At 65.1% G+C, this 16,479-nt stretch carries 13 protein-coding genes; 10 read left to right on the top strand and 3 right to left on the bottom strand.

What is annotated here, in order from left to right:
* The first annotated feature begins 249 nt into the window (after positions 1–249).
* The 5 genes from rpsF (at position 250) to LC062_RS09865 (ending at position 5,963) form a co-directional block, all read left to right on the top strand.
* Positions 250–678: a 30S ribosomal protein S6 gene (gene rpsF / locus LC062_RS09885; RefSeq protein ID WP_224910876.1), complete on the top strand. Its 429-nt coding sequence runs from the start codon at positions 250–252 to the stop codon at positions 676–678.
* Positions 679–689: 11 nt separating this feature from the next.
* On the top strand, positions 690–938 hold the full coding sequence (gene rpsR / locus LC062_RS09880; protein ID WP_224910875.1) for a 30S ribosomal protein S18: 249 nt from the start codon (positions 690–692) through the stop codon (positions 936–938).
* 131 nt (positions 939–1,069) lie between these two features.
* Positions 1,070–1,672, top strand: coding sequence for a 50S ribosomal protein L9 (rplI, locus tag LC062_RS09875; RefSeq protein ID WP_224910874.1), 603 nt, complete (start codon positions 1,070–1,072; stop codon positions 1,670–1,672).
* A gap of 549 nt (positions 1,673–2,221) precedes the next feature.
* Positions 2,222–2,926 carry a carbonic anhydrase gene (locus LC062_RS09870; RefSeq protein WP_224910873.1) on the top strand — a complete coding sequence of 235 codons (705 nt, stop codon included), beginning with the start codon at positions 2,222–2,224 and terminating at the stop codon, positions 2,924–2,926.
* Between the two features lie 490 nt (positions 2,927–3,416).
* Entirely contained in the window at positions 3,417–5,963 is a 2,547-nt protein-coding gene (locus LC062_RS09865; RefSeq protein ID WP_224910872.1) for a zinc-dependent metalloprotease, read from the top strand.
* A gap of 92 nt (positions 5,964–6,055) precedes the next feature.
* On the opposite strand, the gene LC062_RS09860 is transcribed toward LC062_RS09865, so the two are convergent.
* Positions 6,056–7,297, bottom strand: a complete 1,242-nt coding sequence (locus LC062_RS09860) for an amidase family protein (RefSeq protein ID WP_224910871.1) — start codon at positions 7,295–7,297, stop codon at positions 6,056–6,058.
* 61 nt (positions 7,298–7,358) lie between these two features.
* The gene (locus LC062_RS09855; RefSeq protein WP_224910870.1) at positions 7,359–8,273 is read right to left on the bottom strand and encodes a LysR family transcriptional regulator; all 915 of its coding nucleotides are present in this window, start codon (positions 8,271–8,273) and stop codon (positions 7,359–7,361) included.
* A 130-nt stretch (positions 8,274–8,403) separates the two neighbouring features.
* Between LC062_RS09855 and LC062_RS09850 the strand changes: the two genes are divergently transcribed.
* From LC062_RS09850 to tyrS, 3 genes are all read left to right on the top strand, one after another.
* Positions 8,404–8,646 (top strand): DUF2798 domain-containing protein, encoded by a 243-nt coding sequence (locus LC062_RS09850; RefSeq protein WP_224910869.1) that lies wholly within the window; start codon positions 8,404–8,406, stop codon positions 8,644–8,646.
* Positions 8,643–10,073, top strand: coding sequence for an MFS transporter (locus LC062_RS09845; RefSeq protein WP_224910868.1), 1,431 nt, complete (start codon positions 8,643–8,645; stop codon positions 10,071–10,073). Before LC062_RS09850 ends, LC062_RS09845 begins: the two co-directional genes overlap by 4 nt.
* Before the next feature lie 147 nt (positions 10,074–10,220).
* On the top strand, positions 10,221–11,474 hold the full coding sequence (tyrS, locus tag LC062_RS09840) for a tyrosine--tRNA ligase (protein WP_224910867.1): 1,254 nt from the start codon (positions 10,221–10,223) through the stop codon (positions 11,472–11,474).
* A gap of 64 nt (positions 11,475–11,538) precedes the next feature.
* Here the strand turns inward: tyrS and LC062_RS09835 are convergent, their stop codons facing one another.
* The gene (locus LC062_RS09835; RefSeq protein ID WP_224910866.1) at positions 11,539–14,745 is read right to left on the bottom strand and encodes an AsmA-like C-terminal domain-containing protein; all 3,207 of its coding nucleotides are present in this window, start codon (positions 14,743–14,745) and stop codon (positions 11,539–11,541) included.
* Between the two features lie 263 nt (positions 14,746–15,008).
* Here LC062_RS09835 and LC062_RS09830 point away from each other — a divergent pair, with 263 nt between their 5' ends.
* Together LC062_RS09830 and LC062_RS09825 are read left to right on the top strand one after the other, a co-directional pair.
* Complete coding sequence (locus tag LC062_RS09830; protein WP_224910865.1) at positions 15,009–15,479, top strand: peroxiredoxin; 471 nt, start codon at positions 15,009–15,011, stop codon at positions 15,477–15,479.
* Between the two features lie 52 nt (positions 15,480–15,531).
* Entirely contained in the window at positions 15,532–16,383 is an 852-nt protein-coding gene (locus LC062_RS09825) for a ferritin-like domain-containing protein (RefSeq protein ID WP_224910864.1), read from the top strand.
* The last annotated feature ends 96 nt before the right edge of the window (positions 16,384–16,479 follow it).

The raw sequence follows: 16,479 nt of genomic DNA, 5'->3' as shown, positions 1-16,479 counted from the left end.
GAAAGCGCGCCGGCCCTTGCGAAACACCGCAATTGCTGTATAAGCCGCGCGTCGTTCGGAACTCTGGCCGGGGGCTGAACGGAAGGCCGATGGCCGGACCGCGCAAACGGTTTCGACCCTTGGCAGGATGGCCCGATTCCCATCCGTCTTCCCGTGTCTCCGCCTTCGAAGTTGCTTCGTCCGCCTTCTAGAAGGCTCGAAGAGGCTTAGCGCCGGGTTCCGTGAACCGCACGAGAGGAAGGCACTGATATGCCGCTTTACGAGCATGTGTTCCTGGCTCGCCAGGACGTCTCGGCCCAGCAGGTCGAGCAGATGGTCGAGCAGTACAAGACGCTGATCACCGAGAACGAAGGTTCCGTTGGCAAGGTGGAAACCTGGGGCCTTCGCACCCTGGCCTACCGGATCAACAAGAACCGCAAGGCGCATTACACGCTGATGAACCTCGACGCATCGCCGGCGGCGGTCGCTGAGATGGAACGTCAGATGCGCCTCAACGAGGACATCCTGCGCTTCATGACCCTCAAGGTCGAAGAGCACGAGGAAGAGCCCTCCGCAATGATGCAGAAGCGCGACCGGGACGACCGTCGCCGTGGCCGTGGCGACCGCCCGGAGCGTGGTGGCGACCGTGATCGTGGTGACCGTGGTGATCGCGGCGGCCGCCGCGGCGAAGACTCGTAAGGAGAGAAACGATGGTTGATATCGCTCAACTTCCGACGCGCCGCCCGTTCTTCCGCCGTCGCAAGACCTGCCCGTTCTCCGGTGCCAACGCGCCGAAGATCGACTACAAGGACGTTCGTCTGCTGCAGCGCTACGTTTCCGAGCGCGGCAAGATCGTCCCGAGCCGCATCACCGCGGTGTCCGCCAAGAAGCAGCGTGAGCTGGCCCGTGCGATCAAGCGCGCCCGCTTCCTCGGCCTGCTTCCCTTCGTGATCAAGTAAGCACCTTGACGGGTGCGGCCGGCCTCGGGCCGGCCCGGATCACATTCGGCTGGGGTCTGGCGTCACGGCGCCGCCCCTAACCGCGCGGCGGGCTCCTCCCCGCGCGGGACAGACCACAAGGACAAAGACCAATGAAGATCATTCTGCTGGAACGCGTTGCCAAGCTCGGCCAGATGGGCGACACGGTGAAGGTTCGCGACGGCTACGCCCGTAACTACCTTCTGCCGCAGGGCAAGGCGCTGCGCGCCAACAAGGCCAACCTGCAGCGCTTCGAGAACGAGCGCGCGCAGCTTGAGGCCCGCAACCTGGAGCGCAAGACCGAGGCCGAACAGGTCGCGGGCACCATGGACGGACAGTCCTTCGTGATCGTGCGCCAGGCCGGCGAGACCGGTCAGCTCTACGGCTCGGCGTCGCCGCGCGACATCGCCGAGGCAATGACCGAGGGCGGCTTCTCCGTGGCCCGCTCCCAGGTGCGCCTCGACCGTCCGATCAAGACCATCGGCCTGCACACGGTTGCCATCGTGCTGCACCCGGAAGTCGAGGTCAGCGTGACCGTCAACATCGCCCGTTCCGCCGACGAGGCCGAGCGCCAGGCGCGTGGTGAAGACCTCACCAGCCGCGAACACGACACGTTCGAGTTCGAGGAAGATGAGGAAGAGGAAGGCACCGAGGGCGAAGAGGGCGAAGGCGAAGAGGCCGCCGCCGAGGACGAGACCTCCGAAGAGGCTCTCTGAGCAAGGCTCCGCCCGGGCTCTGCCCAGGACTGAACAAAAACAAGGCCTCGCCGGCAACGGCGGGGCCTTTTTCTTTGTCACGCCTCGCCGGCCCGTCTCCCGCTGCGGCGGACAGACCTTCTGAAGGCAGGCAGACCGCGCGGGAGCATTCCGCCAGGCCTCCGCAAGGCCACGACCGAACCAACTGACGCCCGATCGCCCCGCACCTTTTACAAGGCCACGCCATATATTAAATCTTGCGACTGCAGTCTTCGCCCAAAGTAGCTTGACGAAGTGAAATCCATGTGCAAGATCAAATGTAATATATTCCAGAAATCACTGTTGATCTTAACTAGATGATAAATATAAATAAATTTAAAAAATATTTATTTATATTTTCAAAAATATTTCTGATATCTATATTTTTGATTTCAGTTCTTATTTTCAATTCTGGATCAATCTATATATGGCTTGCAAAGTGGGGGTTTATCGATGTGTGGTAGGATCTCAAATCAAGAAGCCGGCGCGGATGTATCCTTGAGCGCTGAGCCTTCTCGGAAGCAATTTAACATGGACGAATGCAAGACAACAACCGTAACCCGGCGCGGGCTGCTCGCCGGCGGCCTGGCGCTTTCCATGGCCGCGCCGCTGGTTGCCTCGCGCGCTTCGGCGGAAACCGCCGCCATGCCTGTCTCGCCCGATGAGGCGATGCAGCGGCTGATCGAGGGCAACGCGCGCTATGTGGCGAACACCCCGATCAACACCGACCATTCGGTCGGGCGCGCCAACCGGGCGCTCGGGCAACAGCCCTTTGCCGCCATCGTCAGCTGCGCCGATTCCCGTGTTGCTCCGGAACTGATCTTCGACCAGGGACCGGGTGAGTTGTTCGTCATCCGGGTGGCTGGCAACTTCATCAATGAGGACGGGCTGGCGAGCCTTGAATACGGCGCCGCCGTTCTCGGCATCAAGCTGATCGTGGTCCTCGGCCACAGCGCCTGCGGTGCGGTCGACGCCACCATCAAGGTGGTCAAGGAGAAGACCACCCTGCCGGGCCATCTGCCGAGCCTGACAGATGCCATCCGGCCGGCGGTGGAAAGCGCCATGGCCAGCGATCCGGGCGACCTTTTGGTGGCCGCCACCGCCGAGAACGCCCGGCTGAACGCGGCAAAGGCGCAAGACGCAGCGCCGATCCTGTCGGAGCAGGCCGCCGCCGGCAAGCTGAAGTCCGTGGCCGGCGTCTACGACATCGCCACCGGCAAGGTCAGCTTCATCTAAGCGGCCCCACGCCGGCAGCGCCCCGCCCGCACACCGGGCGGGGATTGCGAACGACGAGACAAGCCCCGCCAAAACTGGCGGGGCTTTTGCGTCTGGGAAGGCAGCAGCACCGCGATGATTTCGAGAATTTAAAAGAACAAAAGATCCAAGAAAGCATAAACTCCAAAATTCACATAAACCCAACTTAGATAAATGCTGCAATGCAAAATATTTTACCCTACGACAGGTTCGGACTTATTCGAAAAATCGTGTAAACTCACAAAGCAAATATATGATCACGGCAACGGATCGGCGCGGTGCGGCTCCTCCTCGCGAGGGGGAACCTTGCATCCCAGCGTAGATGACGTACGGCACCTGTCCATCCGTACCGCAACCCGTCGCTTGAGATCGACGCCGGCCAATGGTGCAGCGTCTCGGCCACCCTGATGGCAGGCGCAGGCATTCGACGGCATGAGATCTCTGACGGAGCGCCCTAGAGTGGGAGCATCTCATGAAACAGGATGTGATTGTCGCTGTCGTCGCAAGTGTTCTCTCCTTGCTGGCAAGTTGCTTTTCCGCCAGCGCTCAGGACCAGAAGAACGCCCCTGAGCCGGTTTCAATCGAAGCTGCTCTCTCCGATGCCAAACTTCTCGGCAAGGGAACCATTGAGGCCTATTCGAAAAACGAAAAGGCCCTGGTTGTCCTTCCCACAGCAGCATTCGAGCGGTTGTTCCTGTGGTACTCCGAAACGGTCACCGTGCCATCCGGCGCAGATGACCATCTATGGTTGGGCGGCTCTGTCGTCCAGTTCCAGCATCGGGGCGACAAGGTCTTTGTCCGCGACCTGACCGCGGCCTTCGGCAATCGCATCGGCGACACCCAAGCGCCGGAACTCGGCCAGCAAACGGGGGCGACGATCAATCCGATTGCGATTGCCGTGCGCCGGTCCAACGAGCCGCCGATCGCGGCCATTTTGCCGGTTGTCGCCTCGGCCGAGGACGGGCGCGTTCTGGTCGATATCACGGCGCTTTTCTCCAACGACATCGACTTCATGTCGGCGCGTGCGCTGATCGCCAAGACCGGCCTGACGCCAATCAACGTCAATCCGGCCGCCTCCTACATCACCAGCGTGCGCATATTCCCCGAGAACTTCAATGTCAGGACGCATCTGACCTTCCTTGCCAAGGCCAAGGACCCGATTGCGCCGCCGCGGAACATTTCGATGCGGGTCGGTCACTCGCTCGTCATGCTGCCCGAAAAACCGATGGCCGCACGGCAGTTCGATCCCAGGGTCGGGTATTTTCGCACCGGTTCCGGCGTGACTGAACAGGATTCCGATTTCACCGTCTATGAGGACGCCGGCCGCGTGGCGCAAACGCAAGGCTTGATCATGCGGTACAGGCTGGAGAAGAAAACCCCGGACGCTCCGGTCAGCGACCCTGTCGAGCCGATCGTCTTCTACATCGGCCGCGAGGTGCCGGACCGGTGGCGGCCCTATCTGAAACGCGCGGTGGAGAGCTGGCAGCCGGCCTTTGAGGCTGCGGGCTTTTCCAACGCGATTGTCGCGCGCGATGCCCCGTCCTTCGCGGACAATCCGGACTGGACACCGGAGGATGCGCGCCACAGCACCATCAGGTGGCTTGCCCGGCCGACGCAAAACGCGACCGGACCGCATATCGTCGATCCGCGATCGGGCGAGATCCTGTCGTCGCACGTGGAGGTCTGGCCAGGGGTCATCACGATCTTCAGCCAATACTATTTCGGCATCCATGCCGCGCTCGACCCAAGGGTCACCTCTCTCCCCTTGAGCGAAGAACTGCAGGGACGGCTGCTGCAATATGCCGTTGCCCATGAAGTCGGCCACGGCATTGGCTTGCGGCATAATCACCTGGCATCCACCGCCTATTCCATCGCCCAGATGCGCAATCCGGAGTTCGCCAACAACGCATCCGGGGCAACCACCTCGATCATGTCCTACGGACGCTGGAACCAGGCAGCGCAACCCGGAGACGGCGTCACCAAGTTCATACCGGATCCCGGGCCTTATGATTTCTTCGCGATCAAATGGGGCTATGGCGATTTCGGAAAGGCACCGGATCAGGAAAACAAGGCGCTCGCCAGTCTCGTCGAGGCGGCGCAAGCCGATCGCCGGTTGCAATGGGCTGCGGGCGAACTGGCCGGCGAAATGGAGATCTGGAACGCCGACCCTCGCGTTCTGATGGAAAGCACAGGGGTGGAGCGTGTTGAAGCCACACGGCTCGGCGTCACCAACATTGTCCGGGCGATCGAGAAGCTGTCGGCGGCAACGAAGGGCGACGAGACGGAACTGGCAGCCGCCTATGGCGCAATCCAGACCTTCCACATGCGCTTCCTGAAATCGGTGACGAAGCTGATCGCCGGCGTGGAGGCCTATCCCTGGGCGCCCAGCCCCTACAGGCGACTGGTTCCCGCCGAGCAGCAGCGCGCCGCGATCCACTACCTCCTCGGAGAAGGTGCTCGCAGCCTGAATGCCTATCTGGAGCCGGGCCTGATCGAGCGCATCTCCGTTTTTGGTGGAGCGGAGGCAATCGCCGGCCTGCAGGCCTCGCTGGTCGACGATCTGTTCGAAGTTCTGCCAAATCCGGGGTTTCCGTCCGGCATCAAAAAACTTCCATTGCTGGAGGCCCAGAAAGCCGGAAACGCCGCCGCCTATGGGCCGCTGGACTTTGCAGATGACACCTATGAGGCGCTCTGGAGCAACCTGTCGTCCGCGCCAACCTGGCGGCGCGTCTTGCAACGCGCCTATCTGGACAACATTGCTGCGATCCTGAAGGAAGAAAGGACCTCGAACCGGGCCGACCGGCTGAAAGCAAGAAGCGCCATGGCCCAGGGGCTGACAGCCGCATTCGCGGCGAGCATCACGTCCTCAAGCGCCGAGACAGTCTTTCCGGGCTGGGCGCGGGACATGTTGCCAAAGCTGGCGGATCGTCTGGAGATCGCCGCCGATGAAGCCGGGACCGCGGACGAGCGCTACCATTTTCTGGCAATGGCAGCGCGTGCCAGACAGCTCGCCCGGTAGGCCGCAACCGGCCGGGGCAGGCTGGAAAGCTGAGCCCCCTCAAGCCCCCGAGCGCTTCGGCGCAGCCGCCGCGCGTCCGCTTCTCCCGGTCCTTACTCCGGCTGCAGCAGGGCGCGGGTGGCGGCGAGCAGGGCTTCATCGCCGTAGTGCCGGGCGGCGAAGGAGAGCCCGACCGGCGCGCCCTCGACAGTCAAGAGCGGCGCAGTGATTTCCGGCAGCCGGCCCACACCGGAAAACGACGTGATCGCCATGGTCGGATCGTAGAACGCCAGCACCGCCTCCAGACTGGTCAGCGACCCCTTCAACGGGGCAATCACCGGTGTGGTCGGGAAACAGATCACCGTGCCTTGCGGCAGCGCCGCGTTGATCGCCTCGAACAGCCGCTCGCACAAGGCAAGGCTGTCGAGCGCGGCGATCCGGTCGAACGCCCGCACATTGCCATAGGCCATGGTAAAGACCGCGCCGAGCTCCGGCGCGTGGGTCTCGATCCAGTTGCCGCCGGTGTTTTGAAACTCCGCCGTCTGCAAATTGCGCAAGGCCTTTGCGTTGCAGTCGGCAAGCCCCATGTCGCGGCCGACCAGATCTGAAAACCGCACCCGCTCCGGGACGATGCCGGCGCGCGCGCTGATCGCGGCCAGCGCCTCCTCCGCCGCCCGGGCGACCGCGCCGTCACAAAGCGCGAACGCATCCTCCAGAATCAGCAGCCGCTCAACCGCCGGCTCCCCACCAGCCGTCGCATCCCCTTCCGGCGCGCTGCGCAGCAGCACCCGCATCGCCTTGTCGAGCACGGCGAACCGGTCCGCCACCGCCCCGACCGTGCTGACACTCGGCATGAACGGCAAGACCCCGGCTTCAGAAATCCGGTGCAGCGACGGGCGCATGCCCCAAAGGCCGCAGAGGCTCGCCGGAACCCGGATCGAGCCGCCGGAATCGGTCCCAAGGGAGAAATCCGCCAAGCCGCCGGCGACCGAGGCGGCGGAACCGCTGGACGAGCCGCCGGGGACACGCTCCGGCGCCCGCGCATTCACCGGCGTGCCAAAGAAATGGCTCTCGCCGTCGAGGCTGTAGGTGAACTCATCGGCGACCACCTTGCCGACGCAAGTTCCGCCCGCTGCCAGCAGCTGATCGACGCAAAGCGCGTTCTGCTGCGGCGCGGCATGGGCATCGCGCCAGGCCGGGCTGCCGTAGGAGGTTTTCCGGCCGGCCAGATCGATGTTATCCTTCACCGTGAAGCGCAAACCGTCGAGCACCCCGCCGCGATAGGGCGGGATCGACAGACGCTCGACCAGCGAGCCGGTCGGATCGGATGCGGAAACGTGCGGGGAAGAAGCCATGAAAATCTCCGGAAAAAACTGCAAAATACGCAAAGACCGATAGCCAATCGGACCGTGCGGCTCAACCGTCCGCGACGGATCGCGGCGCCCCGGCACAGACCTCGCGCACGCAGTCGCGCAGCCAGCGATGGGCCGGATCGGCGTCCAGCCTCGGGTGCCAGAGCAAAGACACGGTAACCTCCGGTACGAAAACCGGCAGTGGAAAACTGAACAGACCATCGCGCAGGGAAACGGTGTGTCGCTCGGGAACCGCGGTCACCAGATCCGAGCCCCGCACCAGCGCCAGCGCCGAGGAGAACCCGCCGACGATCACGGCAATCTCCCGCGCCAGCCCGAGCGGCTGTAACGCCTGATCGACCGGCCCCGCCTCCCGGCCCTGACGGGAAACGAGCACATGCCGCCCGGCCGCATAGCGCGCCGCTGTGATCTCCCCCTGACACAGGGCATGCCCGGACCGCACGACGCCGATGAACCGATCACGAAACAGCGCCTGCGCCCGCAGCTCCGGCCCCATCTCCTCGCCGACGACCCCGGTTTCCAGATCAACAGTGCCCTCGCGCAGCGGCGCGCTGTCCCGGTCCGGCTTTTGCACGAAGCGCAGACGCACGCCCGGCGCCTGACCGCTGAGGCGGGCCATCAGATCCGCGCCGTAACTCTCCACGAAACCTTCGCTGGTCCTCAGGGTAAAGACCCGCTGCAGCCGGGCGAGATCAAGCGCCGCTGCCGGGCGCAAGGCCGCTTCCGCTTCCGCGACCAGTCCAGCGACCCGCTCCCGCAGCTCAAGCGCCCGAGGGGTGGGCACAAGCCCGCGCCCGGCGCGCACCAGCAGCGGATCGCCCGTCGTCTCGCGCAGGCGTTTCAACGCCCGGCTCATGGCCGAAGGGCTGAGCCGCAACCGCGCGGCGGCGCGGGCAACGCTGCCTTCGGCCAGCAGGACATCCAGAGTGACGAGCAGGTTGAGATCGGGCCGCGACATGGGCCGGACCCTAGCATGATTCCGGCCATATAGAGCGTTTGATGCATGAATAAGCTGCAAATGATGCGCGTTCCGCCATGCCTGACAAGCGACTACCTGTGGGTGATCTCCACCTGCAGAAAGTCACCCGATGATCCCGGCCAGATTTGAACCCGCTCTTTTCGGCCTCCTCCTCTCCGGCCTGATGTCGCTGGTGGTCTCGGCGATCTCCACCTGGCGCAGCGCCGGGTTGGCCGAAGGCTTTCCCGGGCTCTGGCTCGGGGCATGGCTTGCCTCCTGGCTTGTCGCCTTCCCGCTGGTTCTGGCCATAGCCCCCATTGCCCGCCGCGCCGTGCGCCGGCTTGTGCGAACCAACGAGGAGGTGACCCGATGACGACGACAAGAGACGATGCAGGCGTCGCACATAAGGGCGGATCGCCCACCGCCCGCTGGGCGCTCGTCAGCCTGTCCCTGTCGGTGCTGTTGTCCTCCCTCGGCACCAGCATCGCCAATGTCGCCCTGCCGAGGCTCGCGGAGGTGTTCGGCGCCTCCTTCGGCCAGATCCAGTGGGTGGTGCTCGCCTATCTCCTGGCCATCACCACCCTGATCGTCAGCGCCGGACGGCTTGGCGACCTGATCGGCCATCGCCGGCTGTTGCTTGTCGGGCTGGCGCTGTTCGCCGCCGGCTCCGCCGCTGGCGGCCTTGCCCCCGGTCTGCCCTCGCTGATCGCCGCCCGCGCGGTGCAGGGCCTTGGCGCGGCGATCATGATGGCCCTTTCCATGGCCCTTGTCGGCGCCGCGGTGTCCGGAGAAAGAACCGGCAGCGCCATGGGGCTCTTGGGAACCATGTCGGCGGTCGGCACCGCGCTCGGCCCCACGCTCGGCGGCGTTCTGATCGCCGGCGCCGGCTGGCGCGCCATCTTTCTGGCCACCGTACCGCTGGCCCTGCTCACATTGGCTCTTGCCTGGCGCAGCCTGCCGGCGGAGAAGCGCGGGGCCCGCGCGGACCGACCACGCATCGACATGGTCGGAACGACACTGCTCGCGGCATTCCTCGCCGCCTATGCGCTCGCCATGACGCTCGGGCGCGGCGACTTCGGCGCTCTGAACATCGCCCTTCTCGTCGGCGCCGCGCTTGGCGCCCTCCTGTTCGGACTGGCGCAAACCCGCGTATCCGCGCCCTTGATCCGGCTCACCGCCTTCCGCGATGGCACCTTCAGCAGCAGTCTTGCTGTCAACGCGGTGGTGGCAACGGTGATGATGGCGACCCTGGTGGTCGGGCCGTTCTACCTGTCGCAGGCGCTGGGGCTCAGCGCGGCAATGGTCGGCCTTGCCATGTCGGCCGGCCCGATCATCGCCGCCCTCAGCGGTGTCCCGGCCGGCCGGCTGGTCGACCGGCTCGGCGCACCGGCAACGGTCCGCCTCGGCCTTGGCGTCATGGTGGCCGGGTCCTTCGGCCTGGCGATCCTGCCGGCCCACGTCGGCCTTGCCGGCTACATCACCGCCATCGCCCTGCTGACACCCGGCTACCAGCTGTTTCAGGCGGCCAACAACACATCCCTCATGCAAGGGGTCGACAAGGCCCGCCGCGGCGTCATTTCCGGCCTGCTCAACCTGTCGCGCAATCTCGGGCTGATCACCGGCGCCTCGTTGATGGGCGCGGTGTTCGCCGCCGCTGCCGGCACCAGCGACATCTCCCAGGCATCTCCCGCAGCGGTCGGCACAGGATTGCAGGTCACCTTCGGGCTCGCCGGACTTCTGGTCGTCGGCGCGTTTCTTCTCGCCGCCGGCACTCAGCCCCGGAAAAGCGGCGGAGGATGATGATGCGCATAGCTGATCGGCGGGTTTTTTTTGCCCCTTTCCCGTCAGTTCGGCTATGAGGGACGTGGCTCGCGCGGCAAGGCCCCTGAAAGGCGCCGCGCGGGCCGTCTCACATGACGACCTTCACCATCACGGACAGTGAATATCATGACCGCTTTCAAATCGGAGTTCTTGAAGACCCTCCAGGAGCGAGGCTTCATCCATCAGATCTCGAACCCGACCGGGCTCGACGATCTGTATGCGTCCGGAACGGTCACCGCCTATATCGGCTTCGACTGCACGGCGAAAAGCCTGCATGTCGGTTCGCTCGTCCAGATCATGATGCTGCACTGGATGCAGAAGACCGGTCACCGGCCGATCACCCTGATGGGCGGCGGCACCACCCGGATCGGCGACCCGACCTTCCGCGATGACGCGCGCCCGCTTCTCACCGGCGAGCAGATCGAGGACAACAAGGACGGCATCCGCAAGGTGTTCGCCAATTTCCTGACCTTCGGCGATGGCCCGAAGGACGCCTTGATGCTGGACAACGCCGACTGGCTGCTCGGCTTGCAGTACATCGACTTCCTGCGCGAGGTCGGCCGGCATTTCTCCGTCAACCAGATGATCCAGCGGGACGCGGTGCGCCTGCGCCTTGAGCGCGAACAGCACATGTCCTTCCTGGAATTCAACTACATGCTGCTGCAGGGCTACGACTTCGTCGAGCTGTACCGGCGCACCGGCTGCCGGGTGCAGATGGGTGGCTCCGACCAGTGGGGCAACATCCTCTCCGGCGTCGACCTTGGCCGGCGCATGGAAGAGGTGGAGCTGTTCGCCCTGACGACACCGCTTCTCACCACCGCGTCCGGCGCGAAGATGGGCAAGACCGCCGCCGGCGCCGTCTGGCTCAACCCGGACATGCTCGCCCCTTACGACTACTGGCAGTTCTGGCGCAACACCGAGGACAGCGACGTGGAGCGCTTCCTCAAGCTGTTCACCACCCTGCCGCTGGACGAAATCGCCCGCCTTGCCGCCCTTGGCGGGTCGGAGATCAACGAGGCGAAGAAGGTGCTGGCCACCGAGGCGACCGCCATGGCCCATGGCCGGGAGGCGGCGGAGGCCGCCGCCGCGACCGCGCGCCAGGCGTTCGAGGAAGGTGCGCTGGCCGCCGGTCTGCCCACGGTGGAAATCCCCCGGGCCGATCTTGCCGCCGGTCTCGGCGTGCTGGCGGCCTTCGTCGCCGCCGGCCTGTGCGCCTCCAACGGCGAGGTGCGCCGTCAGGTCAAGAGCGGCGGCGTGCGCATCAACGACCAGCCGGAAAGCGACGAGCGCCGCAGCCTGACGGAAGCCGATCTGGTGGACGACGGGGTGATCAAGCTCTCGCTCGGCAAGAAGCGGCACGTGCTTCTGAAGCCGGTCTGACCGGCGCCAGAAAGCATCAGGACCCGATTACAGACGGGAGGCGGATCACCGCCTCCCGTTTTTGTTACCGGTACTCGAAGATCTTGCGGAAGATGCCCGGCGCCATCACCGAGGCCGGATTGACCGTCAGCACCGGATCGCTGACCGGTCCGGACAGGCGATAGGTAACGCCGATCAGCCCCTCATCCGAGCCGCCGCCAAGGGCGAAGCCGAGGATCGGGATCTTGGCGAAGAGATTGTTGAGCGCGAAGATCGGCACGAAAGTGCCGGTCATGTCGAGGGTCCGGCTGGCCAGATTGACCGTCCCGGAAATGTTGCCTCCGACCGTTGCCCCGGCAAGGGTTCCCTCCGTCACCCGCAACAGATCGCCCTCGCGCCGGAAGGCGATGTCGAGCGCGCTGAACGAGGCCTCGCCCTTGCGGGCGGCACCGCGCAAGCCTCGCTGGCTGCCTTCCGGGTTGGCCACCTGCGGCACCTCTGCCAGCTTGCGGATCGCCGGATCTTCGGTGATCGACAGCCGACGCACCTTGAAAGTGCCGTGCCAGGTCTTGTCGCCCGGCATCTGCATCACAAGCACACCGCGCCCGCCGCGCATGCGCTTGTAAAGATCAGTGAAGCGCAGCAGCGCCCCGGTATCGGCGATCTCGCCGCTCAGGGTCCGTCCGCCCGAGCCCGGCGTCAGGGCAATGTCGAAGCCGGCCCGGGCGCCTGTCTTGCCCGATAGCGTCAGACTGCGCAAATTGCCGCCGCTGCTGGCCAGCCGCAGGCGCACGTCATTGGCCACCACACCATTAAAGCCCGTCAGCCGGTCGATTTCCGCATTGACCTGGACGCTCGCCGCGCCCTTCCCCGAACCGCCCTTGCCGCCTTCCGTGAAGCTGGCGACAAGGCCGCGCCCGTCGAAACGCCGGGCCCTGAAATCGGCGACATAACCCTTGCCCTTGCGCGAAATCCGCAGGCTGGCCTCATCGCTGGGACGCAAGGCGAACCGGTCGAACCGTGCGCCGGTAAACCCTCCTGCCTCGCTGAGATCGATCGACCCGGCGATATCGACCCCTTCCGAGGTCAGTTCGAAGTTGCGGACCTGCCGGCGCCCCTCCCCCTGATACATCGTGAAGCGCGCGCGCGCCGGCACGCCCTGGCTCTTGATCCAGCCGACTTGCGGCAGATGCACCCGCGCCCGCGTCAGATCGACGTCATAGGCCATCCCGTCGGCGGTATCCTCCGTGGCCAGCCGGAGCTTGCCGGTGATGAACTCGCGCAGGTCGAAGCCACGGGCGGCCAGCTCCTTGGCGGTGACATCCAGCACCACCCCCTGCCGCGAGGCCACCGCCTCGCCGCCCGGCCCCTCGAACGGCACCACCAGATCCAGATTGGCCGCCAACCCGTCAAGCCGCCCCGTGCCCTTCAACTCCAGGCGGTTGGCATTGGCATCGAAGGTCAGATTGGCCCGGGACAGCTTGTGCCCGTTGATCGGCTCGGCATTGGCGAACTTGCGCAAGGCGCCGGTCACCGACCAGTCGACCTCTTCGACCGGCACATCCTTCTCCAGCGCGAACCGCGCACGGACGTCGAGATTGCCTTCGCCCGACACATCCGCCGGCGCGATATCCCGCTTCGACAAAACCAGGAAAGGCTCGGCGTCGATCAGGCTGGCCAGACCTTCCGCCGGCCCACTGACCGCCAGCTCCAGCTCCCCGGTCTTGATGCCGGACTTGCGCAGATCCGGAATGCGAAACACGGTGCGCCCGAGATCGAGCGGATCGGTATCGCCCGCCACCATCACGCCGCTGTCGGCGGAAACCGTTAGCATTACGTCCGCCACCTCAATGGTGCCAGTCAGGCGCTGCGCCACCGGGATCGTGCCGATGGTCTTCAGGCTGACATCGGCGAAGGCGATGTCGACGCGAACGTCATTGCCGGACCAGCCCGGATCCGGATCCTGGGAATCGAAGGCCGGCGGCTGTAGCGCCACCGTCGCCCGCCCGTTGAGGATCCGCCCGTCGATCATGTGCTCGATGATCCAGGCCCGCGCCGGCGGGACCATGGTCACCGGCCAGAGCCGTTTCATGGTCGCGACCGGCATCGGCCCGCTTTGCACCGCAAGCGCCAGATAGGGACCATCCTCGGCAAGGCGCAGCGAGCCCGCTCCATCCATCGACGCCGTGCCCGATTGCAGCACCAGCGTATCGAAGAACACCTCGCGGCGACGCAGGTCAGCCCGCCCCTTGGCGGTGAAATTTTCCAGCAGGAACGGCGGTCCGGGCACATCGCTCGGCCCGATGCGGCCGTTGCGGGAATCGATTCGGTAGGACCAGAGGCTTCCCGGCTGCCTGGGGGGTTCGACCACCCCTTCGAAGGGAAACACCGTGTTGCCGCGCATGTAGACCGAGGGCGCGATCAGGAAGCCGGGGCGTCCCTCTTCCCAGAGAAGCTGCACGTCGATCCGGTCGAAGCCGACAATCGCCCGCCCGGTGTTGATCCAGCCCGGCGTGACGATCAGGCTCGCGCGGGTGGTCTGGAATGCGCCCGCGGCATCCAGCGACACCTCGATGGTCGGCTGGATCGGCACGCCAAGCCCCCTGCCGGTCGCCAGCTCCGCGTCGACCGGCATGAACTCGCCAATGGTGACATCGCGCAAGGCCAGGGTAATGGTCCGCTGGCCTGTCTCCGGATCGACCCGCCGCAATGCCTGCGCCCGCCAGCGACCGAGGCGCCCGGCGACCTCGGCTTCCATGCGCAAGGTCAGGTCTTCGTCATGGGTAAGTTCGGCGTCGATGCCGGAGATCCGATAGGTCTCCTCCGCCTCGGCCAGCACCTCGCCGGACACGATCTCGATGCGGGAAATGCCCCGGCGGGAGAGCTGCTGCCCCGCGAGGATACCGATCTGGTCCATCGCCTCGGCGATGCCGGACATCTTCGGTACGGAGGTGGTTTCCGCCGGTTCGGTTTCCAGCTCCAACCGCGGTTGCTCCAGCACGATTTCGGAGATGGAAATGCGGCCGGTCAGCAGCGAAACCAGATCGAGCGGCGCGGAAATACGCGGCAGAAACAGCGAGAGCGGGCGGGCGCCTTCCAACTCGACGGCGGCGTTCTCCAGCTCCAGTCGCGCCGGCAGCCCCTCGGAAAGATCGACCGTCGCGGCGCCGATGGTCAGGGCAACGCCGTTGAACGACACCTCGCGCTCGATCATGCGCGCGGCAAAGCCAATCGAGATCGGCCCCTGCATTGCCCGGATCACACCGAGGCCGACCGCCAGCACAATCAGCACAAGGCAGGCGCCCGCCACGCGCCTTGGCCAACGCCGGCGCGAGTGCCGCAATGAATCGCGAAGCGGAATATTACGTCGAATCAATCGCTTATACAGATTTCTATTCCTTGACCATCAACAATCGCCGCAGAACCGAATCATCGAGATGATACTAGCGGTTGCCAGCCCCTATCGCGACCTTCGGATGGTCGCCGGCCCCGGGGACTCCGGACCTTCGAGAATCTGCTACTAGTCGAAGCAGCATGTGACGAAAGGAAGGCAGAATGACGAAACTCGAAGAAGGAAATCCCGCCCCGGATTTCGACCTGCCGACGGATGGCGATCGGCGGCTCGCCCTCGCCGATCTCGCGGGCAAGATGGTGGTGCTGTACTTCTATCCCAAGGACGACACGCCCGGCTGCACCAAGGAGGCGATTGCCTTCAGCGCCCTGCGGGAAGAGTTCGAAAAAGCCGGCGCCGTGGTGATTGGCGTCTCCCCCGACACCCCGGCCAAGCATGACAAGTTCAAGGCCAAGCATGGCTTGAGTGTGCATCTGGCGGCCGACACCGATCAGGCGACGGCGAACGCCTATGGCGTCTGGGTGGAAAAATCCATGTATGGCCGCAAGTACATGGGCATCGAGCGCTCCACCTTCCTGATCGGCCCCGATGGCGCGCTTCTGAAGATCTGGCGCAAGGTCAAGGTCGCCGGCCATGCCGAAGCGGTGCTGGACGCGGTGCGCGCGCAAGGGTAACCCCCTTCGCGCACTCTTGTTTCAGTCCCAGAACGGAAAGCCGCCGGCCGACATGTCGATTTCCCCCACCCGAACGGATGTTGAAGGCCACGCCCCGGCCTCGCTGGCCTGCGGCGCCCGGCAGATCGTTGCCGCCGCCGATCTCGATGAGAAGATACGCCTGTCCCATGCGACGGCCCGGGCGTGGTTTGCCCGCACCCTTTCGGTGCGCCGGCGCACCGCAGCGGCGGCGATGCCCGATCAGCCCGGGCGCCCGGAACGCCCCCTCCTCCTGCCGCCGCGCGACATGCCAAAGCGCGCCGCCGGCGGCCGCCAGGGCAAGATCGCGCTGATCCACTCCCTGGCGCACATCGAGCTGAACGCGGTCGACCTCACCTGGGACCTGGTCGGGCGCTTCGCCGACCGCCAGATGCCGCGCTCGTTCTTTGACGACTGGGTGCGGGTCGGCCTTGAGGAAGCCAAGCACTTTTCCCTTTTGCGGCAGAGGCTTGTCGAACTTGATTCGCATTATGGCGCATTGCCGGCCCATCACGGCCTGTGGGAAGCGGCGGAGAGCACCGGCGACGATCTCGCCGCCCGGTTGGCGGTGATCCCCTTGGTGCTGGAGGCACGCGGCCTCGACATCACCCCGCCGATGATCGAGAAGACGCTGGCCGCCGGCGATCGGGAGACGGCGGCGATCCTGGAAATCATCTACCGGGATGAAAAGCGCCACGTCGCCTTCGGTGCCAAGTGGTTCCGCTTCGTCTGCGACCGCGACCGCTGCGATCCGGAAAGGCGCTTCCAAGATCTGGTCCGCCGCCATTTCAAGGGGGGACTGAAGCCGCCCTTCAACGACCGGGCCCGCGCCGAGGCAGGGTTGACCCCCGGCTTCTACCGCCCCCTCGCCCGCCTGATCGGTTGAGACGGCCATTCCTTAGTATTTGTTAACCTTAATCAACTCTAATCCCGCTGGATGGATCGCGTGACCTTTCGCGCAAGGCATCATCCGGAACGGGGC

Source organism: Stappia indica (genome assembly GCF_020177335.1).
Lineage (GTDB): Bacteria > Pseudomonadota > Alphaproteobacteria > Rhizobiales > Stappiaceae > Stappia > Stappia indica_B.
The sequence above is the reverse complement of the archived record's forward strand: the minus strand, read 5'-3'. Positions and strand labels throughout refer to the sequence as shown.

Coding starts and splice junctions, on each gene's coding strand:
- LC062_RS09870 (WP_224910873.1), top strand. CDS start 2,222: ATGGACGAATGCAAGACAACAACCGTAACCCGGCGCGGGCTGCTCGCC.
- LC062_RS09830 (WP_224910865.1), top strand. CDS start 15,009: ATGACGAAACTCGAAGAAGGAAATCCCGCCCCGGATTTCGACCTGCCG.
- rpsR (WP_224910875.1), top strand. CDS start 690: ATGGTTGATATCGCTCAACTTCCGACGCGCCGCCCGTTCTTCCGCCGT.
- rplI (WP_224910874.1), top strand. CDS start 1,070: ATGAAGATCATTCTGCTGGAACGCGTTGCCAAGCTCGGCCAGATGGGC.
- LC062_RS09855 (WP_224910870.1), bottom strand. CDS start 8,273: ATGTCGCGGCCCGATCTCAACCTGCTCGTCACTCTGGATGTCCTGCTG.
- LC062_RS09825 (WP_224910864.1), top strand. CDS start 15,532: ATGTCGATTTCCCCCACCCGAACGGATGTTGAAGGCCACGCCCCGGCC.
- LC062_RS09850 (WP_224910869.1), top strand. CDS start 8,404: ATGATCCCGGCCAGATTTGAACCCGCTCTTTTCGGCCTCCTCCTCTCC.
- LC062_RS09860 (WP_224910871.1), bottom strand. CDS start 7,297: ATGGCTTCTTCCCCGCACGTTTCCGCATCCGATCCGACCGGCTCGCTG.
- tyrS (WP_224910867.1), top strand. CDS start 10,221: ATGACCGCTTTCAAATCGGAGTTCTTGAAGACCCTCCAGGAGCGAGGC.
- LC062_RS09845 (WP_224910868.1), top strand. CDS start 8,643: ATGACGACGACAAGAGACGATGCAGGCGTCGCACATAAGGGCGGATCG.
- LC062_RS09865 (WP_224910872.1), top strand. CDS start 3,417: ATGAAACAGGATGTGATTGTCGCTGTCGTCGCAAGTGTTCTCTCCTTG.
- rpsF (WP_224910876.1), top strand. CDS start 250: ATGCCGCTTTACGAGCATGTGTTCCTGGCTCGCCAGGACGTCTCGGCC.